This window comes from Thioalkalivibrio sp. XN279 (assembly GCF_011089885.1).
Classification (GTDB): domain Bacteria; phylum Pseudomonadota; class Gammaproteobacteria; order Steroidobacterales; family XN24; genus XN24.
In genome coordinates this window covers 219,289-241,010 of record NZ_JAANBD010000028.1, presented here as the reverse complement: position 1 = coordinate 241,010, position 21,722 = coordinate 219,289, and the positions used below count along the sequence as shown (strand labels likewise).

Below are 21,722 nucleotides of genomic sequence, written 5' to 3'. Positions count from 1 at the left end.
TCCCCCAGCCTTTTCTGCCATAATCCATCCCGCTTCAAACACTTACGGGGGTCAGACCCCCGTAAAGTTCTGACAGGAAAGGACTTCTGGCGTGAAAGTAACGATTTTCGGTTCCGGCTACGTCGGCCTCGTCACGGGCGCATGCCTCGCGGACGTAGGCAACCAGGTGCTCTGTGTCGACATCGACCAGGACAAGATCGACCGGCTCAACGCCGGCGAGATCCCGATCTTCGAGCCGGGGCTGGAAGGCGTCGTGGCCCGCAACCGCGAGGCCGGACGCCTCAAGTTCACCACCGACATCCCGCAGGGCGTGGCGCACGGCCTGTTCCAGTTCATCGCCGTCGGCACGCCGCCGGACGAGGACGGCTCGGCCGACCTGCAGCATGTCCTCGCCGTCGCGCACAGCATCGGCGAGCACATGGAGGAGTACCGCATCGTCGTGGACAAGTCGACGGTGCCGGTGGGCACGGCCGACAAGGTGAAGGCCGAGATCGACCGCACGCTCGCCGGGCGCGGCGCGGCGATCGACTTCGACGTGGTCTCCAACCCGGAATTCCTCAAGGAGGGCGCTGCGGTCGAGGACTTCATGCGCCCGGACCGCATCGTGGTCGGCACCGACAACCCGCGCACCACCGAACTGCTCCGGCTTCTGTATGAACCCTTCAACCGCCAGCATGACCGCCTCATCGCCATGGACATTCGCTCGGCGGAGCTGACCAAGTACGCCGCCAACGCCATGCTGGCGACCAAGATCAGCTTCATGAACGAGCTCGCGAACCTGGCGGAGCGCTTTGGCGCCGACATCGAGCACGTGCGCCTCGGCATCGGCTCGGACCCGCGCATCGGTTACCACTTCATCTACCCGGGCGCCGGCTACGGCGGCTCGTGCTTCCCCAAGGACGTGAAGGCGCTGGCGCACTCGGCGCAGAAGGCCGGTTTCCCGGCCACGCTGCTCGAGGCCGTCGAGGCCGTGAACGAGCGCCAGAAGCGGGTGCTGTTCGACAAGATCAGCGCGCACTACGGCGGCGAGCTGGCGGGCAAGACCGTGGCGCTGTGGGGCCTGGCGTTCAAGCCCAACACCGACGACATGCGCGAGGCCTCGAGCCGGGTCTTGATGGAGGCGCTGTGGGAGGCGGGCGCAACGGTGCGCGCGTATGACCCGCAGGCGCGACACGAGACGCGGCGGATTTACGGCGATCGGCCTGACCTGGTGCTGTGCAAGAACGCCGCCGAGGCGTTGGAAGGTGCCGACTGCCTGGCGCTGGTCACCGAGTGGATGGAGTTCCGCAGCCCGGACTTCGACGCCGTGAAGGAAGCGCTGGCCGAGCCGGTGATCTTCGACGGCCGCAACGTGTTCGACCCCGAGCACATGCAGCGCCTCGGCTTCACCTACTACGCCATCGGCCGTGGCGAGCGCCCGAGCACCACTTAAAGGGGGTCTGACCCCCGAAAGTGGTTGATTTTCAGGAAATCGTCTTGCTCACCACGGTCGAGAGCTTGCTCTCCAGGCCCTGCGCATCCACGGCCTTCATGCCGAAGTACCAGGTGCCAGCGCCCAGGTTCTCGATCACGTAGCTGGTCAGCCCGGCGTTCTCCAGCACGATCACCTGGTCGAGCGCCCCGGCGGCGCTGCCGAAGTGGATTTCGTAGCCGGCGAGGTTGGTCAGCGCCGAGCCGTCTTCCCGTTCCAGCGGCGGGACCCAGGAGAGCGTGGCGGAGCCGGTGACGGGCGGCGGCGCCTCCACCGTGACGTTGAACAGTGGCAGCGCCACCACCTCGAGCCCGTCCGACACGGCGATCTCGATGTTCGCGTGCAGGCCGACGTGCGCTTCCCCCGGTGTCCCGGACAGGCGCCCGGAGACCGTGTCGAAGCTCGCCCAGGCAGGCTTGCCGGTGATGGAAAAGCCGACCCCGTCACCGTCCGGGTCTGAAGCCTCGGGCTGGAAGCTGTAGCTCGATCCGGCCGTGACATGCGTGTCGGGCGTGCCGGAGATCTCAGGCGGCTGGTTCGGGTCCGGCACAGGCGCCGTATTTTCGCGCGTCACGGCGAGCGTGCTGACGTGCGCCGCGCCCGACTTGTCGTAGCCCGTGAAGCTCAGCAGGTTCGTGCCCACGGCCAATGCGATCGGGCCGGCCTCGTAAGCGTTCTTGCCGAGAAACGTCGCGCTGCCGCTGCCGCCCTGCGCGTTCGTCCAGGCGACGGTCGCGCCGCCGTTCACGCCCTCGAACAGGAGGTTCACGGTGATCGAGCCGGTTTCCGTCACGAAGCCGCTGCCGTGCGAGGTGATGCGCAGTTGCGAGGCCGGCGCGACGGGGTCCTCCACCGGGTCCGAGACGTCGCCGGGGTCCGACTTGTCCTTGTTGTTGGCATGCGAGGGCGGGGCGGCGAAGCCCGGGGCGCTCAGCATGGCGAACAGGATGGCGACCAGGAAGGTCGATCCCTTGGGAAGCAGTGCGTGCATGGTCAACTCCTCGCGGATGAGGGAGTCGACATGGGTGTGTCTGCTGAACTTCTGCCTGGCGGCCCGGCTGCCCTGGGATCGAGATCCTTTAGGCCCGTGGCTTTGCGTCACCACCTTTCGGCGGTTTTGCCTTTTTCAGTCAGACGGACTCGATCTTGCGATGAGCTCCCGTGTCAGTCTCCGTGTCGTGTTCGGGGTAGGTATCGGCGCATGACCGCGCGGGCTTGATGGTCGGGCCGCGAAAAAATCCGCGGATTCGCGACGTGCGTCACACTTCCACGGGCATCGCGGCGGGCCTGCCGAACGCCCTTCCGCTGCCAGGCGGGCGAAATCTTGATCAGGCGCGGACACCGTTCCAGCCGGGCGTGTTGTGATCCTGTTCCCACCCCGACCGTGTCCATGCCTTACAATCCGCCACATCGCCTGACGCAAGGAATGCCCGCATGATCGTTCCCGTCATCCTCTCCGGCGGCTCCGGCACGCGCCTCTGGCCGCTGTCGCGCGAGCTCTACCCGAAGCAATTGCTGCCGTTGATCGGCGACGAGACCATGCTGCAGGCGACGCTCAAGCGTCTCGATGGCATCAACGGGCTCGCCGATCCCATCATCGTCTGCAACGAGGCGCATCGCTTCCTGGTCGCGGAGCAGCTCAGGCAGATCGGCGTGAAGCCCGCCGCCATCCTGCTCGAGCCCGCCGGGCGTAACACCGCCCCGGCCGTCGCCCTGGCCGCGGCCACCGCCTTGCAGGAGCGCGAGCAGGGCGCCGACCCGGTGCTGCTGGTGCTTCCCGCCGATCACGTCATCCGCGATCGCGAGGCTTTCCGCGCCGCTGTCACGGCGGGCGCGCAGCTGGCGGAGGAGGGCAAGCTGGTGACCTTCGGCGTGGTGCCGGACCAGCCGGAGACCGGCTATGGCTACATCCGTGCAGCCGCGGACCAGGACGGCGCAGGCGAGGCCAGCGCCACTGCCGGCGGCGCCGCATCCGGCGCAGCGCAGCCCGCCCCCGTGCAGCAATTCGTGGAGAAACCCGACGCCCGGCTCGCCGCCGAGTACGTCAGCTCCGGCGAGTACTACTGGAACTCCGGCATGTTCATGTTCCGCGCCGGCCGCTACATCGAGGAGCTGCGCACGCATCGCCCGGAGATCGTGTCGCAATGCGTCGCCGCCATCGCCGGCGCGAAGACGGATCTCGACTTCATTCGCGTCGACAAGCACGCCTTCGAGGAATGCCCCTCGGACTCCATCGACTACGCGGTGATGGAGAACACGGCGCACGGATGGGTGGTGCCGCTCGACGCGGGCTGGAGCGACGTCGGCAGCTGGGCCAGCCTGCATGACGCTTCCGAGTCCGATGCCGCCGGCAACGTCATGGTCGGCGACGTGCTGTGCGAGGACGCGACCAACTGTTATCTCTACGCCGAGAGCCGCCTGGTCGCCACGGTCGGCCTGGCCGACTGCGTCGTGGTCGAGACCAAGGACGCCGTGCTGGTGGCGCCGCGCGATCGGGTGCAGGACGTGAAGAAGCTGGTCGAGCGGCTCAAGGCCGACGGCCGCTACGAGACCGCGCTGCATCGCCAGGTATTCCGCCCCTGGGGCAGCTACGACAGCATCGACAACGGCGATCGCTTCCAGGTGAAGCGCATCGTGGTGAACCCGGGCGCGCAGCTGTCATTGCAGATGCATCACCATCGCGCCGAGCACTGGATCGTGGTGCAGGGCACGGCGCGCGTCACCCGCGGCGACGAGGTGTTCCTGCTGGGCGAGAACCAGTCGACCTACATCCCGATGGGCACCACGCACCGCCTCGAGAACCCCGGCAAGGTGCCGCTGCACCTGGTCGAGGTGCAGTCCGGCTCCTACCTCGGCGAGGACGACATCGTCCGCTACGAAGACACCTACGGCCGCGGCTGACGGGGGTCTGACCCCCGAAAGTGGTTGATTTTAAAGGAGGCGGCAGCTTACGCCGAGGGATCGGGCGGCTGCGGCCAGCTTGCGGTCGAGGGTCACCAGCTCGGCGCCGTGACCGGATGCAATGGCGAGATGCAGCGCGTCACCGGCCCGTAGCCCGGTCTTGTATTGATCGGCAAAACGCGCGGCCACGCGGAACTCCGTTGCACCCGCGTCCAGCACGTGCAGGGATTCTTCCACCAGCGCATTGAACACGCGCAGGACCTCGGCGCGATGTGCCAGCTCAATGGCGCCCTGCCTCAGCTTTACCGACAACGCCGCCGAAAACTCCGTGATCACCCAACTGCCGACTGCGAGCGTCCCCGCGCCCTGCGCCGCGAGCCAGCGCTGCGTCGCGGCGGTCTTCGCCTCGTTGCTGAGCGCCGCCACCAGCACGCCGGTGTCGACGTAAAGCATCAGTAACGCGCATCCTCGCGCACTGCGCGCATGAACTTGCCCGCTGACTGTTCTTGCCGCGGCATCTGGCGGGTCAGCGCCTTCAGGGTTTCCAGTTCTACGGGCTTGCGTGCGGGATTGGCCGTCGTGAGCCGGGCCACAGCCCGGCCGCGTCGCGTGATCACAACGGTTTCACCCGATTGCGCATGCTCCACGAGTTCGCTCAGTCGCGCCTTGGCGTCTGCCAGGCTCACGGTGCCTGTGGTCATCGACTGCTCCAATAAACTGACCATCTGGTTGGTCAGATAGTAGCACTGTCAGTGACCCACGGCACCAGACGCCCAGACCCAGCCGAGCACGAGCACAAGCGCACAACCCAGCGTGACGGCCACCGCGCCGAGCGTCGAGAAGCAGGCCAGGGCACTGCGCCCGGCGCGGGCTTTGATGGATTTGCTCAGCCTGGTCATCGGAATCCCTCCCACCGGCCTTGCCACCGATCGTGCCCAAGCTAGAGCCGGCTGCGGCCCCGCGTCATGAAATCAAGACGAAATTTCGGCTATAAAGTGGTGAATTCTTCGCTTTTGGAGGGATTGACGGCGGTGGGGGACAGGACCGACCAGGGCCTCGACGCAGGGACGCGTCACGCTTTCCTCGATTTCGTGCTCGATCCGGCGCGCGAGGTGCTCGCGGGTCCGGACGGCGAGATCACGCTGCGTCCGAAGTCTTTCGCCGTGCTCTCCTACCTGCTGGCGCACGCCGGCCGCGTGTGCACCAAGGACGAGCTGCTCGCGGCGGTGTGGGGCCAGACCGTGGTCACAGAGGACTCGCTCACCCAGTGCCTGGTCGAGATCCGTCGCGCGCTGGGCGACCATGACCGCAGCATCATCCGCACCGTGCCGCGCCGCGGTTACCTGTTGAACGCCGAGGTGCGGCGTGTCGGCTCCGGAGCGGCGGCGGTCGGCGGCGGCAGCTTCATCGGTGGTGTCCCCCGTGCGTCCCGCCTCGGTTTCGAGTCGGTCGTGGCAGCACTGCTGCTGGTGGCGCTGATGGTGTTCATGGGCTGGCGTGCGGTGGATGCGCCGGAGGCCGATGAGGATCCCGCCTCGATCCCGGTGCCGGCAGACACGACGCTGCCTCCCTTCACCGCAGAAGAGATCGCCGCCCGCGGCACCACCATCGCCGTGCTACCCTTCGCCGACATGAGCCCGGCCGGCGACCACGCCTACCTGGGCGACGGCATGGCGGAAGAGATCCTGAACCTGCTCGCGGAAGCGGACGGCCTGCGCGTGATCGCGCGCACCTCGTCCTTCTCGCTGCGTGACGCCCGGCTCGACGTGCGCGTCATCGGCCGCCGGCTCGGCGCCAGCCACATCCTCGAGGGCAGCGTGCGGCCCGACGGCGAGCGCGTGCGTGTCACCGCCCAGCTCATCGACGCAGAGGAGGGCGCGCACCTGTGGTCGGAGACTTACGACCGCCCGCTGGGAGAAGTGCTGGCGCTGCAGGACGAGATCGCAGCCAGCGTCGCCGCCCAGCTGCGTGCCAACTTGGCCCGCGAGATCGACGCCGGGCGCAGCATCGACCCACAGGCCTATGAGCACAAGCTGCGCGGCGCCTACCTGTTTTCGCGCCGCCGGGAAGGCGACCTCGAGACGGCGCTGCAGCATTTCGAGGCGGCGCTGGCGCTGGAGCCGAACTATGGCGCGGCGTGGGTCGGGCTCGCGGGCGCGCGCTGGGTGCTGATGCTCGAAGACGACCGCATGGAGCCCGAAGAACTGGAGGCCTTTCGCGAGGCCGCCCTCAGGGGCGTCGAGTTGAGTCCCGGCATGCCGGAGGCGCACCTGCGCGCCGCGGCCAGCTACGGCATCATTGGTTCCGCTGCCATGCGCGAGCGGCACATGCGCATCGCCATGGAACTCGACCCCGACAACCCGCTCCTGCTGGGTATGCTCGCCGGGCGCGCCGTGCGGGCGGGCGATCTCGAGGAGGCACTCGACTACCAGTACCGCGCGCTGCGGCAGGATCCGCTGTACCTGGTCACGCGTGGCAACCTGGTGTCGTTCCTGCTCGCGGCGGGACGCATCGAGCAGGCGCGCCTGGAGTTCAACACCTTAGTCGAGCTCGGCGGCGAGCGCGCCGCGCAGGAAGCGCACGTGCTGCTGCTGGAAGGCCGCTACACCGAGGCGTGGGAAATCTTCCGCCAGCCTGCCGACGATGCGGCCTGGATCGCAGGCGGCGCCATGGCGTTGCACGCGCTCGGGCGCGAAGCCGAGGCGCTCGAATGGATCGAGCCGCTGCGTGGCAAGGCGTCCCACGAAGCCGCGTTCGCCGTGGCGGAGTTCGAGGCCTGGCGCGGGGAGGTGGACGCCGGGCTGGAATGGCTCGAGCAGGCGCGCGAGCGGCTTGCCCTGCTCGAACCTGTGCCGTCCATCCCGAGCTGGAAGTTGCTGCTGACCCTTTCGCCGTATATCTCGCCGCTGCGCACCGATCCCCGCTTCGCGGAGATTGCTACAATCGCGCCATGAAATGCTTCAAGGCTTACGACGTCCGCGGACGTCTTCCCGACGACCTCAATCCCGACATCGCCCGCCGCATCGGCCGCGCTTACGCCGCCGTGATCGGTCCGCGCCGCGTCGCCATCGGCCACGACGTGCGGCTGTCCTCGCCCGAGCTGTCTGATGCAGTGGCCGAGGGACTCATGGACGCGGGCGTGAACGTGGTCGACATCGGCCTGTGCGGCACCGAGATGGTGTACTTCGCCGCCAGCCATCTCGACGTGCACGGCGGCATCATGGTCACCGCCAGCCACAACCCGCCGGACTGGAACGGCATGAAGTTCGTGCGCGAGCAGTCCAAGCCGATCAGCGGCGACTCGGGGCTGAAGGACATCGAGGAGCGGGCCGAGAAGAACCGCTTCGAGGCCGCGCCGCGGCGCGGGCGGCGCACCGAGGTCGATATTTACGGCGAGTATATCGATCACCTCCTGACCTATGTCGATCGCGACGCGCTGAAGCCGCTGAAGCTGGTGGTCAACGCCGGCAACGGCGGCGCCGGGCTGGTGATCGACCGGCTCGAGTCGCGCCTGCCTTTCGAGTTCGTGAAAATCCAGCACGAACCCGACGGCACCTTCCCACACGGCGTGCCCAACCCGCTGTTGCCCGAGCATCGCGCCGCGACAGCGGATGCCGTGACGTCCTCAGGCGCAGATTTCGGCATCGCCTGGGACGGCGACTACGACCGCTGCTTCCTGTTCGACGAGGCCGGCCGTTTCATCGAGGGCTACTACATTGTCGGGCTGCTGGCCGAGGCGTTTCTCTTGAAAAACCCCGGCGCGAAGATCGTGCACGACCCGCGCCTGACCTGGAACACCATCGACATGGTGGAGCAGGGCGGCGGCGTGCCTGTCATGTCCAAGACCGGCCACGCCTTCATCAAGGAGCGCATGCGCCTCGAGGACGCCGTCTACGGCGGCGAGATGAGCGCGCACCACTACTTCCGCGACTTCGCCTACTGCGACTCCGGGATGATCCCCTGGCTGCTGGTGGCCGAGCTGGTCTCCCGCACCGGCCGACCGCTGTCGGCGCTGGTCGAGGAACGCATGGCCGCCTTCCCGGCCTCAGGCGAGATCAACCGCTCCATCGATGACCCGCCGGCGGTGCTGGCGGCGGTGGAGGCGCGTTACGCGGCCCAGGCCCTGGCCGTCGACCGCACCGACGGCCTGTCCATGGAGTTCGACCGCTGGCGCTTCAACCTGCGCGCCTCGAACACCGAGCCGCTGGTGCGGCTCAATGTCGAGGCCCGTGGTGATGCGGAGCTGATGGAGGCGAAGACGGCGGAGTTGCTGGGGCTGCTCGACGCCAATTAAGCCCCGGGCGTGCCCTGGCGTTTCATCGTCCACGGTGTCGAAGATCGCGCGAAGGACTGAGGTTGTCGTTCCGTCGCTGTGGTCTGCTAACAAGACATGAGTCACGGACGGGATGCGCGAGAACAGGTTAAATGGCCGTGGCGGTCTCCAGCCGCTGCGACCTGGCAACCTCGCGTGCGACGGGAGAGGACGTGCTTGAGCTCACAGTGCGATTGCGGGTAACGGCCTTGATGGCCGCAGCGCTGCTGTCGGCTTGTGCATCGACCCAGTCCGCCGGCCCGTCCCGCCTGGGTCCTGCCGCGCTCACGAGCGGCGTTGAGATCGATATCGACGGTGCATTGCCACTGGTCGACACGCGCAGCGATCCGCTGTTGGCCGGCCGCGTCGGGATCGGCGACGAATCTGCTGCGTTGCGCTATCACGCGACCTACATGCTCGAGCCGGGCGACGTATTCGCGGGCCAGACGGCAGCACCCAAGCGCTTTGGCGGCCAGCGCTTCGGCCAGGAGCTACGAATGCGGCTGCCGGCGGTGGCCGGTTCCCCGCTGGCGCTGAAGTTCCGGGCGGAGACGCGCGACGTATGGCAGACCGATCGCGGTATCGTCGAGCAGCAGCGCCAGCTGGCGAAGCTGGAATGGTCTCCCGGTCTCGCCAGGCTTGATCTGCAATGGGGTACCGGCGGTGCCATGGCGGATTCGCAACTGGCGCTCGACTGCGCCTTGCGTGGCACCTTGCAGATGTCGCTGCCCAACGGCAGCGCAGCGGCCGGACCGGCAATGCGCGTCACCGGCCGGGATTGCCTCGTGCGGACATCCGATCCCCGCTACAGTGAACTGGCGGCGGCAACCTGGGGCGTGGCGCTCGCCTGGCGCAGTACGGAATACGAGACCGAGTTGCTGTTCTCCGTCATTGACCCCGGCGTCGGCGAGGCGACGCTGCGCCAGGAGATCGAGGCCAGCTACCAGTTTGGCCTGAGCCATCGCAGGGCGCACGGCGACTGGAGCACGGAAGGCCTGGTGGCGATGCGTTATGCGCCGTCCTGGGACCTCGCGCGCCTGCGTGAGGCCGGCGCTTACGCCAGCGATACCGACGCTTACTGGATGGCGAAAATGTCCCTGACACGGCATCTTCCGGCGGTCTCGCTGAGCGCCAACTGGTCGCACAGCGCCGACCCGATGTGGTTCATGCCCGACATCGGCGAGCAGAAGCACCGCCTGGACGTGCGCCTCGACCTGTCGCGCCTGCTGGCGGCCGTCGCGCCGGAGGTAAACCCGCAGCTGTCCATGCAATGGAACTGGCACGAGGCGCGTTCCCGCGCCGACGCCGTCACCGGAGACAACGCCATCAAGCTGAACATGGCCGTGGCGTGGTGAACACGAGACGTTCCGGGGGAATCGACCTGCGGGCCTCGAAGACCTAGCCGCTGGTGCGGCTCAGTGTCGAGGCCCGCGGTGATGCGGGGCTTATGGAGGCAAAGTCGGCGGCGTTGCTGGCGCTGCTGGACGACGCTTGACGGAGACCCCCGGTCCCCGCGCCCGAAAGAGCGGGGACCGGGTTGCCTGCTACCAGTTGCTTGACCAGCATCCGCCCGCTGCGATTTTCCCACCGATGTTGCAAGACAGGTTCACCCGTGGAGTCTTCACATCGAGCGACTTGATGTTCCTGTCTACGAACTCTTCGACCTTGTTGAAGTCTTTTGCGGTGAACTCCTTCTTGCAGAGGTCCACGTTCCCGATGCCGGCCTGGCAGCCGCTGGAGAGGTCGCCGCAATCATTGAGTTTGACTTCGAATCCCGCTGCTATCGGACCGCACTTTGCCTTTACCGACAGACTCACGTAATCCGCGTCGGCCTGCTTCGCCAAGCCTTCGAACAGCTGTACATCGACACCGCCGCCGACACCGAAACCGGCCTCCGCACACGCCGATATACCGCTGAAGGTGAAGCACAGCGTTGCGCCGGCACCGATCCCCGTGTAGACCGACCCGCCGACGCAAACGAGCCCCGTCGGATCGCGCAGGTTGACCGGGTCGTTGTTGACATAGGCGTACAGGTTGGCCTGGCGACCACCATAGAGCAGCGGATCGCGAGCGAGCCAGCGGCCGGTAACGGGATCGTAATCCCGAAAGCCGAAGCGCAGGAGCCCGCTGGCGTGGTCGGCGATGCCGCCGGCAAAGCCGATGGCCAGTTCGAAGGCGGGGTTGCTGTCCTCCAGCAGGCGGCCCCAGGTGTCGTGCCGCAATACCTTGACGACGTTGCCGGACGCGTCGACGACCACGCGAGGCGTGCCTGCCTGGTCGGTCGCCACGTAGTAGCGAGCGCCTGCCCGGTCCATGGCGAAGAGCAGCCCGGCGTCATCGTAGTAGTACCAAGTCAACGTGCCATCGGGGGCCCTTGTCGCGGTGACCTGGAAAGCGTCCCCCGGGTTACCGTAGAGATACTGTGTCTTACCGGCGGAGTCAGTGCGCGAGATCCGGCGTCCGAGCGGGTCGATGCCATACACGATCTCGTCGCCACCGTCGGGCTGGAATGCCAGCAGCGCGCCGCCGGTGTCGTAGACGAGGGTCGCATCGCCGCGACGGACGACCCGGCCGTCCGCGTTGACTTCGAAGTCGAGTGCCCCCTGGGACAGTATGCGATCGCTGTCGTCGTAGCTGGCGCTGGCCACCAGCCCCTCCGACTGGACGAGTGTCCGGTTACCGTTCAGGTCATACGCATAGCGTTCAACCTCGACTCCGTCCCGACTCACGCTGAGCAGTTGCCCGTCGACATCGTAGGTATAGCCATAGACCCTGGCCATGCCGTTGACCGTCTCCGTCTTCCCCACGATGCGGCCGTCGACCCCACGAGCGACCTCTAATGCATAGAAGTTGCCGGCCCCATGGTCATGGCGCCGTGTCGCAAGATACCCGCGGGAGTCGAACTGGTAGTCGACCGACGCCACGCCATCAGCGATCACGCCCGGCCGGCCGGATGCGCCCGGTCGGGATATGGCGAAGCTCCCGATTCCCGTGACAAGCCCGTCTGCGTCATGTGCCAGGGTGACTTCCGCGCCACCGTCGAGCGTGACGCCTGCGAGGAACAGGCTGTTGTCGAAGCGATAGGAGAACTCACCCACCGCATCGCCGGTGAAGCGCGCCATGGTCTGAAGATGACCGTCGTAAGCGAAGTCGATGGACTGACTCCCCGTTCCGGAAGCCGCTGTCCTCTGCATCGTCGCGATACGGTCGGTCGCGTCGATATAGGAGAAGCTGATCTCTGCCTCCGGCGAGCTCAGGGAAACCGGCCTGCCAGCAACGTCGTAGCCCCACTGCTCGCTGCGGCCCGAGGTCAGCACCGCAGCCTCGATCTGTTCGTCCAGGTTGAAAGACTTGACCACGCCGGCCCCGGCAGGATTCGTGTAAGAGCTTGGTGGTCCGCCAGGGGCGTAGCCGAGCTGATGCGTGGCGCCGCTCGGCATCACCACTGCGTTGAGCCGGCCTACCGCATCGTACCCGTAGCTGATTGTGCGACCGCTTGGCAAGCGCAGCTGCGTGACGCGATCGGACGCATCATAGGAGTAGCCAGTCACCCGGCCCAGCGTGTCCTGCGTGGTGGCAACTCGTCCGAGCTCGTCATAGGAGAACTGCCTGGCGTAGGCACCGTGCTGAATCGACTCAAGCCGCCCGAGGGCGTCGTAGCTGTAGCGCCATGGCTCGGCCCCGGGCGCTTCGAGGCTCTCGATGACACGGAAACGCTCGTCCAGTCGCTCCAGCTGGGTCCTGCCGGCTGGCGTCGTGAGGCTGAACTCCCGCGCCACAGTGTCGATTCGCGTTACGTAGCTCGCGCCATTCACGCTGGAGACGCGGGTCAGTTCCTGTAGCGACAGGGGATTGTTTCGCTCTCCAAATACGGCGGTATCGAATTCAGTAAGAACGTTCTCCAGTCCGCTCGGCGTGCGGATTACCAAGCTTTCCAGCAAAGGCGACTGCATGCCGAAGCGCAAATCTGTACCAAGGCGTGTCTCGAGTATGGTTCCATCCGGACGGGTGATCCGGGAGCTGCCATCAGGCAGCGTCAACTGCTCTGTCACACCGCCAGATGGATCAATGGTGTGGCGGCGTGTGGAGCCGTCGGCCAGGCGCTCGACACCGAAAGTCGTGGTACGACCCTCCGGTGTCGTGAGGGACACCGCTGTTTCATCTGGCGTGACGGCCCTGGTTAGGCTGGACTCACCGCCATTGGCGCCAGTGGCCCGGACCAGGCGCGCGCTGGTGTCGTAACTGTAAGTGCTGGTCTCCCCTGAAGCCCGGGTGACCTGCGTCAGCAAGCCACCTGTGTCGTAGTTGAAGATGATCGGCCGATTGGTCGGGTCCTCGAGTTCGCTGAGCCAGCCATCCTCATTCGTTCGCAAGCGTGTGGCATGCCCGTAAGGCCCGACGATCGCGGTCGGCACCTCGCCGTTGCGCTGGATGCTGGTGCGAAGCCCGTCCGCGTCCGTGAAGGCGGACAGCAGCCCCGCAGCGTCGTACTCGAACTCCAGCAGCGTGATGCCGCTTAAGGTGTCCCGCGTGCGCAAGTGACGGCCGGCATAGTCGAAGTCATAAAGCTGGCCGCCGTCCTCACTTGGGATGCTGTAGCCAAACAGGTCGAAACCCGGTGCCGGCGAGCCGATGCGTCGAATGCGCTTGTCGTCGAACAGGAAGATTTCGCCATCCGGTCTCTGCGCGACTACTTCGGGGCGCCAGAGTTCGGTGCTGAGAGCGAATACGTCGTCTCCGTTCTGCCCGCGCACCCCACGAGGACCGGTGCCGGCGATAATGACCACCTCGCCGTTGGCCGGGTTGATCTGGAGGAGGTGTTGGTGGCCGTCAGTGCCGCTGTTGAAGATCCCATACGTTGGCAAGTAGAGAAGCCCGTCCTGCCCTGCATGAAGACGAAAAACTCTCGCTTGCCCGTCGGGGAACAAGTCGATCTCATCGGCAACCGTCCTTTGCCGCCCGTCAGCACCAAAGGCGAGGACCCGGAAGCGGCCCCGGCCATTAAGATAGAGGAGTTCCTCCAGCACGTAGATCGTCCCGTCCGGTCCGATCGCAACGTCCAGGGGCGCCATGCAGATCCGGTTGGCAGGCGTTCCGTCTTGTGCGCACAGGTCGTCCTCGTCCCAAAAGTCGTAGCTTGGCGCTCCGACGACCGTTGAGATGATGCCGTCCGCGCCGATACGACCCAGGGTCAGCACAATGGCGAGATCAACGACGTAGACGTCACCGTCGGGTCCGACGTCGATACCAAAAGGATACATGTAGGTCTCGGTGGCCACGCCTTCGAGCGCGCAGTTGACGGCGTCATCGCCTGGGAGATCCCAGCAGCTGTCGTCACCGCTACCGGCGACATGACGCAGGATTCCGTCTGCGCCAATGCTAAGCACTACCGTCCAGTCGGAAATGAAATATAGGGTGCCGTCTGGAGCGACAGCCAGGTCAACTATATTGCTGAAACGTGCCTCGCTCGCCGGCCCACCCACGCCGCAGGCCTCCGGTGTCTCGGTTTCCCAGTCGCAGCCGTCGCGTTCATAGTCGCCAGCCACATGGCGGATGATCCCGTCCGGGTCGATTCGGTGAATTTCGGCGTAGGTGCCGCCCTCGATGAAGTAAAGAGAGCCGTCCGGTCCGAATTCCATTCCCAGGCCGCCCCAGACGAAAGCATCCTTCGCGGGGATGCCGAACACGTCCCAATTCTGCTCGTTAACGGGGTCATAGCCGCCGGCGAAGCGCTCGATCACCCGACCGATCCCGTCGCCTGTGCGGCGGCTGCCGTCCCCGAGCAGGAGAGTTCTCGAACCGGGGTCGTAGCGATGGTGGTCGCTCAGGGACCAGCCGCCGAGCCCGATACCGCGGCGGGCGTCCCGGTACTCAAGCGTGACCATATGCGACTGGCGCAGGTCGATAAAAGTCGATTCCCGCGTTATCTGTCGGAAGCTGCTCCCTGAGCGGGCCCAGCTGCGCGCCCGATCGTCGCCGTTGCTCATGTACACCAGCGGGTAGCGGTGCAGCACGGTCACAAAGGCTGGGATGCTGCCCTGGATGTCCCTTCCGTATGCATCCTTGCCGTCCCATTCCCATTCCAGGGTGATGTTGGGCTCGGCCGGGAATGTGTAGAGAATGGTCCGACCGGCGATATTGATCCTTACTGCCGCGGCGCGCATGGACTCCGGCACCACAGCCGGAGTCACGGGAATGCGCATGATGGCACCGCGCCCCGGCACCTGGTCGCTCGCGTAATTGAGCGACATCGAGGTCCCGGCGAGACCCACCCGCTCGCGCAGTACCTGGTTCTGGCAATCGATAATCGATCCCGTCGCTTCGCAGGGATCATCTGTGGGGTTCTTAGTGACCACTTCGGGTGCCGGATTGTCCGGCGCAGACGAGTCGGCCGGCGGTGCATAGGGCCAGTTGCAATCGATCGGAGTGAAGTGGTCCATCTGGACCCGCCATATGGACGCGCCCGCGCTATACAGTTCCGCCAGTCGCCGCAACTCGGCCTCGTCGATCCCGAGCGCGGCAAGCGCATCGGCGGCGTCGGCCACGCCGTCGCCGTCAATGTCCAGCGATGCGATGCCCCCATCGGTCGAGAGCACGCTGATCACGCGCCCGTCATCGGCGCCGATCCAGCGTGCGGCGTCGCGGTCGTAATAGCCCAGCGGGACGCGCTCACCGGCGGGAAAGCCCAGGAAGTTGTCCACGTAGACCGGCACCGGCTGGCTGAAGCGGATGCTCGAAGCGCCGGCCGCGATCGCCTCGTCCACCGACAACTCCACCGCGTAGGTGTAGCCGGACATCAGCGGCAGCTCGCCCGGCATCCGCTCGGGCCCACGCTCGCCCACGGTGTACTCGGTGGCGCGCACACTGATTGAGCTGATGGCCTGCGTGCCGCCGCCAGGCAGCACCAGCTCAGCGGTGGTGCCGGGCTTGAACAGCATTCGCGCCTGGCGCGAGCCGTCCACGTCGGTCTCGATGCTGCCACTGGCCACGACGGGCTCGGTGATGGCCGCGAGATCGACCGCCGTGACGTTCGGATCGAGGGTGATCATCACCACGTCCGGCGCGATGCCCCATTGCCGCCACTCGGTCGGCAGCCGGCGCTGCACCGGCAGGTAATCGGCGCGGGTGTAGTCGAGCACCAGCGGTCCGCCGCCGTTGACGGCGAGATCGAACATGCCGTCCTCGCGCGACAGCGTCCAGCCGAACTCGGCATGGTCTTTCACGCTCACCCGCACGCCCGACAGCGGATCGCCGTTGGCGTCCAGCACGCGGCCGCGCAACACGGCGATGCGCCGCGGGTCGATGACGTCGGCTGCGACGCCCCGCTGGATGGGGTTGGCGCCGGTGAACAGGAAGCGCACCGAGTCGTACAGCGTGGTGGTGACCGTGAGGTCGTTCGGCGGCGCCACGTCGGCCGGGTTGGGCGGCAGCGAGCCACCCGGGTCGCCGCCGCCACCCCCGCCGCTGCCTTCGCCGACGGTGATGGTGAACGTCTGGCTGTCGCTGCCGCCGCGGCCGTCGCTGACGCCGACGGTGACGGCCACGTTGCCGGCTGCGTCCGGCGTCCAGCCGATGACGCCGCTGGTGGCGCCGATGGTCATGCCGTCGGGCCGCACGCTGAGGTTGAAGGTGAGGGCGTCGCTGTCGGGGTCGGTGGCGGTGACGGTGTAGCTGTAGGGCTGTCCGACCGTCGCGGTTGTCACGGCGGTGGAGGTGATCGTGGGCGCCTGGTTGGCCGGCGGCTGGACCGATACCTCGACTGTCGTGGTGTCGGGGGCCGAGTCGAGCTGGCCGTCATTGACGATCAGCTGCGCCACGAACAGGCCTTCGACGTCGGCCGGGAAGCTGGCGTTGGGCGAGTCGGCGCCGGTGAGCGCCGCCTGGCTGCCGTCAGGCCGGCTGAGCAGGGACCAGGCATATGCCAGCGCGTCGCCGTCGGCGTCGAACGAGCCGCTGCCGTCGAGGTTCACGGTTTCGCCGACGAAGGCGGACTGGTCTTCGCCGGCGTCGGCCACGGGCGCCGAGTTGGCGGTCGAGACGATGACGTGGTCGGCGGTGCTTTCGAGCTCGCCGTCGCTGACCACCAGCCGGACTCGGTAGGCGCCGGGCTGGTCGGCGGTGAACACCGGGTCGATGATGGCGGTGTTGTCGAGCGTGGCGGCGGAGCCTGCCGGGCGCTCGATGATCGCCCAGGCATACTGCAGCGGGTCGTTGTCGGGGTCGCTCGAGGCCGAGCCGTCGAGCTGCACCAGCGAGCCGAGGGTGACGGTCTGGTCCGGCCCGGCGTCCGCGACCGGGGCGGAGTTGAGGGTGTCGATGCGCACCGTGTCGGGCGTGGAGTCGAGCTCGCCGTCGTTGACCACCAGCTCGGCCACGTAGGCGCCGGCCAGGTCGATGACGAAGGTCGGGCGGACGGTTGCGGGGTCGGAGAGCGTTGCCTGGCTGCCCGTGGGTCGCTCGAGCAGGCGCCAGCTGTAGGTGAGGGGATCGCCGTCAGGGTCGGTGGACCCTGAGCCGTCGAGGCGAACCGGCGCGCCCAGCTGGGCAGTCTGGTCGGCACCCGCGTTGGCGGTCGGGGCGCGGTTCTCGGCCTCCGGGTCCCGGCGGGAGTCCCCGCCGCAGGAGGCGACAACCAGTGCCAGGACGAGCAGTCCCGGCAGTCCGAAGCGGCTCTTGGCCCAGTGCGGCTTGGTGTTCAACGGCGCTCTTCCTCTTTGCGTTTCCCATGGGTGCCGGCGCCGTACTGGGCGCTCTTAAGGAGAAACGCGACAAAGGAGACGAAAACCCGACACGGGCCCGCCGGACGGGGTCAGCCGCTGCGCCGTGCCCGGTATCGTGGCCGCCGCTCGTTGACCGCCACCAGGTGATTTCGGAGGCGCAGCGCGGGGTAGCGCGAGAAGTCACGGTCGGCGGTCCACAGCTCGCTCACGCCATGGCGCAGGCAACAGCTGCGATGCGGGCGTCTTCCTCGACAGCCCGCAGGGTCAGGCCCTCGCGCCGGGCATGAGCCTTGGCGCGAACCCGCTTGCAACTCCGATTTTGAGGCATATGATTAAAAAATCGCCACCCGGGTCGCGGGACCGTCCCCGCCCCGAGGGCGATCCAGGGCCAACGACCAGGAGGAGGTCCGCCATGAAAACGTCCAGACTGATACTGATGTTGCCTGTTGTCGCCGCAGGGATGCTGGTTTCAGGGTGTGCAGGGATGAAGCCGGCGGATGAAACTGCTGCGCGGCACGAGATCGACAGCGAGTACGTGGCTGCGGTCGAACGCTCGGCGCGCGGCATGCCGGTGAAGATTATCTGGGTGAACCCGCCTGAGAAGCGCGTCGAGGACGGGGCCAAGGCGACTTACACCATCGAGTTGCCGAACAACCAGGACTGACGGCGCCCGACCGGCAAACGACACAAAAAAAACCGCGCCTGAGGCGCGGTCAAGGATCCCTTGGGGAGGAAAGGGCGGGGCGATCGCGCCCCGCCCGGGCGGGATTCAGCTGCGTTCTTCAAGGCGGGAGTTGATGCGCTCCTGCACCTCGGGGTCGGAGTTCATCAGCTGGGCGATCCGGTTGTACTCGTCCACGGTCAGGCCCGCTTCCTCGACGGCCTCGATCATCTGGCCCTGGGCGTTCTGCTGGATCTGCTGCGCTTCCTCCATGTCGCGGCTCTGCTCCATTTCTGCAGACGCCTGGTTGCCGATGGAATGCACGCGCTCCAGCGCGACCACGAACTGGTCCAGCTTGGCGCTGCTCACTTCGGCGCGCGGCGCGGCCTGTTCCTGCCCGGTGCCATAGCCTTCCTCCGCGACGGCGGGGGCGGCGGCAAGGCCGGCAGCCAGGCTGGCGGCGGCGGCGATGGCAAAGGCGGTGTGTCTGCGATGTCTCATGTTGGCTCCTCGTGTTGCAATGTTGGCCTGCCAAGAACGTTGCAAGGCGCGTGCCACCGAGGCGGGCACTATTAAAAACAATTACTTAGAGGCGTTCGGTTGGCCGCGACCCGGGCCCGGTCGCGACATGGCTGTGCCAGCCCGGCACATGAACCGGGCGCATGTGCCAGTGCGTTACATGTCGTCGAGGCGGCGATAGAGCGTGCGGCGGGCGATCCCGAGGATTTCTGCAGCGCGGCGCTTGTTGCCGTCGACCCGGTCGAGCACCTGGCGGATGTAGCGCCGCTCCAGGGCGTCCAGCGACGGCCAGGTATCCGGATCGTCGCCCAGCACCTCCAGCGGATCCTGTCCCCCCGGAATGCCCGCCCCGGGCGCCGCCGCCGAAGGCTGCATCGGCCGGCGTCGCCGCATGCGCTCGGGCAGGTGCGCAGGCCGGATCTCCCGGTCGCCACAAAAAACCGTGGCGCGCTCCAGGGCATTCGCCAGTTCGCGCACGTTGCCCGGGAACTCGTATGCGCGGAGACAAGCCAGGGCCTGGTCCGACAGCGCCGGCGGGCGCTGGCCGCGGGCTGCCGCGCAACGTGCCACGAAATGCGCCGCCAGCAGGTCGAGGTCATCGCCGCGCTCGCGCAAGGCCGGCACCCGGACCTGGAACGTTTCCAGTCGATAAAACAGGTCGGCGCGAAAACGTCCTGCCGCGACTTCCGCCTCGAGATCGCGATTTGTCGCTGCCAGCAGGCGCACGTCCACCTGCCGCTCGCTGTCCGTGCCGAGCGGGCGGATGCAGCCGTCCTCGAGCACGCGCAACAGCTTGGCCTGGATCCCCGCCGGCATCTCGCCGATCTCGTCCAGCAGCAGCGTGCCGCCGTCGGCTTCTGCGAAGAGCCCGTCGCGTTGCCGGGTGGCGCCGGTGAAGGCGCCGCGTGCGTGCCCGAACAGCTCGCTTTCCATGAGCTCTGCGGGCACTGCCGCACAATTGAGCGGCACGAAAGCATGCGCGCTGCGCGGGCTCTCGGCGTGCAGCGCCCGGGCGACGAGTTCCTTGCCGGTGCCGCTCTCGCCGCTGATGATCACCGGGGACGCCAGGGGCGCCACGCGCCGGACGACCTCGTAGAGCTCGCGCATCGGCGGGCTGCGGCCCAGCATGCCGTGGAACTCGCCCTCGGACAGGAGCCTGCGGTACTGGCTCAGCTCCGAGCGCAGCCGGCGCGACTCGAGCGCACGCGCCACCGCCAGCCTGAGATGATCCAGTCGCAGCGGTTTGGTGAGGAAATCGTCCGCGCCCTGCTTGAGCGCTTCGACCGCCTGTTCGACGGTGCCGAACGCCGTGATCATGATGAAGGCGGGCGGCGCCTCGAGCTGGCGGCAAAAGGCCAGCAGCGCCTGGCCGCTGTCGCCGGGGAGCCGCAGGTCGCTCAGCACCAGGTCCGGGCTTTGCTGTTCGACCAGGCCGCGAGCGGCGGCCGCGTCCGCTGCCGACAGGGTCTCGTAGCCGGCGTCGTCGAGCTCGTTGCGCAACATGTCGCGCAGGCCGTCGTCGTCCTCGACCACCAGGATGCGCGGTCGAGCGGTCGCGTCAGGCATGCTCATCAGGGGTCTCCGGCGGCAGGTGAATGGTGAAGCGGGCGCCTCCCAGCGGGTCGTCCGCGACGACGAGACGGCCGCCGTGGTCCGCGGCGGCCGCGGCGGCGACGCTGAGGCCGAGGCCGGTGCCCTGGCCGACCGGCTTGGTGGTGAAGAAAGGCTCGAAGACGCGGTCGCGCTCGGCTGGCGCGATGCCCGGTCCGTCGTCGCCGACAAAAACCCGCACGCTGCCGTCGTCGCCGGCCTCGGCGCCGACCGCCACCTGGGTGCGGGCGGCATGGACCGCGTTGTCGAGCAGGTTGCGCAGCGCCTGTTCGAGGCGCAACGGGTCGGCGCTCACGGTGAGGGCGGGATCGTCGCATTGCACCTGGACGCGTGGCACAGGGTGCATGCGGGAGGCTGCCGGATGTGCGTCGTCCTGGCCGGCGAGCGCTTCGGCGGCCAGCCGCCGCAGCAGGGGGGCGAGTTCGATGCGGCGACGCTGCAGGGGATTGGCGCGGCCGTAGTCGAGCAGCTGGCGAATGGTCTGTTCCATCCGCAGCGCGGCGTCGTGGATGGCTTGCAGCCCGGCTCGTTCGGCAGCATCGGGCGGGGTCGAGCGCAGCAGCTGCTGGACGCGGCCGTAGAGCGTCGCCAGCGGCGAGCCGAGTTCGTGTGCCACGCCGGCCGCCAGCCGGCCCACCGCGGCCATCTTCTCGCTCTGGTGCAGCCGGTCCCGCAGCCCGGCTTCGGTTGCACGCTGGCGCTCCAGCGCCCGTTGCGACGCGGCGATGCCGTCGAGCATGCGGTTGATGTTGACGGCGAGGCTGCGGAACTCCGCCACGCCCGCCGGCGAGAGCCGGTGGCGTTCGTCGCCCTCGCGCACCCGTTCCAGCCCGGCCTCGATGGCGCGCGCGTGCCGGCCGACGCCGTAGTGATGGCCGAACACGATGAGCAGCGTCAGCAGGCCCCCGGCGGAGGCCACCGCCACCCAGGCGAGGCGCTGCGTGCGTTCCAGGTAGCCGCGCACGGCGCCGCTGTGACGGGTCACCTGCAGCAGGCCCGCGATGCGGCCGTCGTCCGTGGTCAGCGGCTGGAACACCGAGACCAGCTGTTCCTCGCCGATCGACGCCGCAGCTTCCAGCCGCTCGCCCTGTTCGGCCATCTCGGCCGCCTCGCGACTCGGCACCGAGGCGCGCCGCCGGCCGCTGCGCGCCACGCGGCGCCCGCTCTCGTCGTACACGTTCACGGCGTAGACCTGGTCGAACCCGACCGTGGAGTCGATGGCCGCCTGCACCAGCTCGGGACGGTCGCGCCGTATGGCTTCGCTCAGGGGCAGGCGCAGCGTGCGCGCGATCAGTTCGAGGTCTTCCTGCATGCGGGCGTTGATCTGCGTTTCCAGGCCCCGCAGCCCGAACCCGCTGGCGAGACCCATGACCAGCAGGCACGGCAGGACGACGAATGCCACCACGGCGGTACGCAGGTTGAGAGGTTTCAGCCAGGCCTGTCTTATGCGAGCCATGCGCCATTTTGGCACACATGGCGCTGCCGTGCCTTGAGGGTGGCCGTGCGGGTGGCCGCGCGGGTGGCTTG

Annotated in this window: 14 protein-coding genes and 1 riboswitch; of the genes, 6 read left to right on the top strand and 8 right to left on the bottom strand. The window is 67.5% G+C overall.

From position 1 onward, the window contains the following. Window positions 1-91 precede the first annotated feature (91 nt). The gene (locus G8346_RS10730) at window positions 92-1,432 is read left to right on the top strand and encodes a UDP-glucose/GDP-mannose dehydrogenase family protein (RefSeq protein WP_166051073.1); all 1,341 of its coding nucleotides are present in this window, start codon (window positions 92-94) and stop codon (window positions 1,430-1,432) included. A 31-nt stretch (window positions 1,433-1,463) separates the two neighbouring features. On the opposite strand, the gene G8346_RS10725 is transcribed toward G8346_RS10730, so the two are convergent. Beyond that, window positions 1,464-2,462, bottom strand: a complete 999-nt coding sequence (locus tag G8346_RS10725; protein ID WP_166051071.1) for a putative Ig domain-containing protein — start codon at window positions 2,460-2,462, stop codon at window positions 1,464-1,466. A 54-nt stretch (window positions 2,463-2,516) separates the two neighbouring features. Further along, window positions 2,517-2,603, bottom strand: a riboswitch (cyclic di-GMP riboswitch). A 302-nt stretch (window positions 2,604-2,905) separates the two neighbouring features. Here G8346_RS10725 and G8346_RS10720 point away from each other — a divergent pair. Beyond that, the gene (locus G8346_RS10720) at window positions 2,906-4,372 is read left to right on the top strand and encodes a mannose-1-phosphate guanylyltransferase/mannose-6-phosphate isomerase (protein WP_166051069.1); all 1,467 of its coding nucleotides are present in this window, start codon (window positions 2,906-2,908) and stop codon (window positions 4,370-4,372) included. Between the two features lie 30 nt (window positions 4,373-4,402). Here G8346_RS10720 and G8346_RS10715 read toward each other — a convergent pair whose 3' ends face one another. The 3 genes from G8346_RS10715 to G8346_RS10705 are packed head-to-tail and all read right to left on the bottom strand — an operon-like array spanning window position 4,403 to window position 5,271. Beyond that, window positions 4,403-4,825: a type II toxin-antitoxin system VapC family toxin gene (locus G8346_RS10715; RefSeq protein WP_166051066.1), complete on the bottom strand. Its 423-nt coding sequence runs from the start codon at window positions 4,823-4,825 to the stop codon at window positions 4,403-4,405. Beyond that, on the bottom strand, window positions 4,825-5,073 hold the full coding sequence (locus G8346_RS10710) for a type II toxin-antitoxin system Phd/YefM family antitoxin (RefSeq protein ID WP_166051064.1): 249 nt from the start codon (window positions 5,071-5,073) through the stop codon (window positions 4,825-4,827). Before G8346_RS10710 ends, G8346_RS10715 begins: the two co-directional genes overlap by 1 nt. A 48-nt stretch (window positions 5,074-5,121) precedes the next feature. Then, complete coding sequence (locus tag G8346_RS10705; RefSeq protein WP_166051061.1) at window positions 5,122-5,271, bottom strand: hypothetical protein; 150 nt, start codon at window positions 5,269-5,271, stop codon at window positions 5,122-5,124. A 132-nt stretch (window positions 5,272-5,403) separates the two neighbouring features. Here G8346_RS10705 and G8346_RS10700 point away from each other — a divergent pair, with 132 nt between their 5' ends. The 3 genes from G8346_RS10700 (at window position 5,404) to G8346_RS10690 (ending at window position 10,039) form a co-directional block, all read left to right on the top strand. Then, window positions 5,404-7,326: a winged helix-turn-helix domain-containing protein gene (locus G8346_RS10700; protein ID WP_166051059.1), complete on the top strand. Its 1,923-nt coding sequence runs from the start codon at window positions 5,404-5,406 to the stop codon at window positions 7,324-7,326. After that, window positions 7,323-8,666, top strand: a complete 1,344-nt coding sequence (locus G8346_RS10695; RefSeq protein WP_166051057.1) for a phosphomannomutase — start codon at window positions 7,323-7,325, stop codon at window positions 8,664-8,666. Before G8346_RS10700 ends, G8346_RS10695 begins: the two co-directional genes overlap by 4 nt. A gap of 191 nt (window positions 8,667-8,857) precedes the next feature. After that, on the top strand, window positions 8,858-10,039 hold the full coding sequence (locus G8346_RS10690) for a hypothetical protein (protein ID WP_166051055.1): 1,182 nt from the start codon (window positions 8,858-8,860) through the stop codon (window positions 10,037-10,039). A gap of 189 nt (window positions 10,040-10,228) precedes the next feature. On the opposite strand, the gene G8346_RS10685 is transcribed toward G8346_RS10690, so the two are convergent. Next, window positions 10,229-17,383 carry a PKD domain-containing protein gene (locus G8346_RS10685; protein WP_166051053.1) on the bottom strand — a complete coding sequence of 2,385 codons (7,155 nt, stop codon included), beginning with the start codon at window positions 17,381-17,383 and terminating at the stop codon, window positions 10,229-10,231. 433 nt (window positions 17,384-17,816) lie between these two features. Here G8346_RS10685 and G8346_RS10680 point away from each other — a divergent pair, with 433 nt between their 5' ends. After that, window positions 17,817-18,068, top strand: a complete 252-nt coding sequence (locus G8346_RS10680; protein WP_166051051.1) for a hypothetical protein — start codon at window positions 17,817-17,819, stop codon at window positions 18,066-18,068. A gap of 105 nt (window positions 18,069-18,173) precedes the next feature. Here the strand turns inward: G8346_RS10680 and G8346_RS10675 are convergent, their stop codons facing one another. From G8346_RS10675 to G8346_RS10665, 3 genes are all read right to left on the bottom strand, one after another. Continuing rightward, window positions 18,174-18,566, bottom strand: coding sequence for a DUF4168 domain-containing protein (locus G8346_RS10675; RefSeq protein WP_166051049.1), 393 nt, complete (start codon window positions 18,564-18,566; stop codon window positions 18,174-18,176). 174 nt (window positions 18,567-18,740) lie between these two features. Further along, window positions 18,741-20,156, bottom strand: a complete 1,416-nt coding sequence (locus G8346_RS10670) for a sigma-54 dependent transcriptional regulator (RefSeq protein ID WP_166051046.1) — start codon at window positions 20,154-20,156, stop codon at window positions 18,741-18,743. Further along, window positions 20,143-21,651 carry a sensor histidine kinase gene (locus tag G8346_RS10665; RefSeq protein ID WP_166051044.1) on the bottom strand — a complete coding sequence of 503 codons (1,509 nt, stop codon included), beginning with the start codon at window positions 21,649-21,651 and terminating at the stop codon, window positions 20,143-20,145. The genes G8346_RS10670 and G8346_RS10665 overlap by 14 nt, the downstream gene beginning before the upstream one ends. Between the last annotated feature and the right edge of the window lie 71 nt (window positions 21,652-21,722).

What these genes read in the sequence shown, in the direction of transcription:
- G8346_RS10725 (WP_166051071.1), bottom strand. Translation starts at nt 2,462, where the DNA reads ATGCACGCACTGCTTCCCAAGGGATCGACCTTCCTGGTCGCCATCCTG.
- G8346_RS10720 (WP_166051069.1), top strand. Translation starts at nt 2,906, where the DNA reads ATGATCGTTCCCGTCATCCTCTCCGGCGGCTCCGGCACGCGCCTCTGG.
- G8346_RS10715 (WP_166051066.1), bottom strand. Translation starts at nt 4,825, where the DNA reads ATGCTTTACGTCGACACCGGCGTGCTGGTGGCGGCGCTCAGCAACGAG.
- G8346_RS10710 (WP_166051064.1), bottom strand. Translation starts at nt 5,073, where the DNA reads ATGACCACAGGCACCGTGAGCCTGGCAGACGCCAAGGCGCGACTGAGC.
- G8346_RS10705 (WP_166051061.1), bottom strand. Translation starts at nt 5,271, where the DNA reads ATGACCAGGCTGAGCAAATCCATCAAAGCCCGCGCCGGGCGCAGTGCC.
- G8346_RS10695 (WP_166051057.1), top strand. Translation starts at nt 7,323, where the DNA reads ATGAAATGCTTCAAGGCTTACGACGTCCGCGGACGTCTTCCCGACGAC.
- G8346_RS10680 (WP_166051051.1), top strand. Translation starts at nt 17,817, where the DNA reads ATGAAAACGTCCAGACTGATACTGATGTTGCCTGTTGTCGCCGCAGGG.
- G8346_RS10675 (WP_166051049.1), bottom strand. Translation starts at nt 18,566, where the DNA reads ATGAGACATCGCAGACACACCGCCTTTGCCATCGCCGCCGCCGCCAGC.
- G8346_RS10670 (WP_166051046.1), bottom strand. Translation starts at nt 20,156, where the DNA reads ATGAGCATGCCTGACGCGACCGCTCGACCGCGCATCCTGGTGGTCGAG.
- G8346_RS10665 (WP_166051044.1), bottom strand. Translation starts at nt 21,651, where the DNA reads ATGGCTCGCATAAGACAGGCCTGGCTGAAACCTCTCAACCTGCGTACC.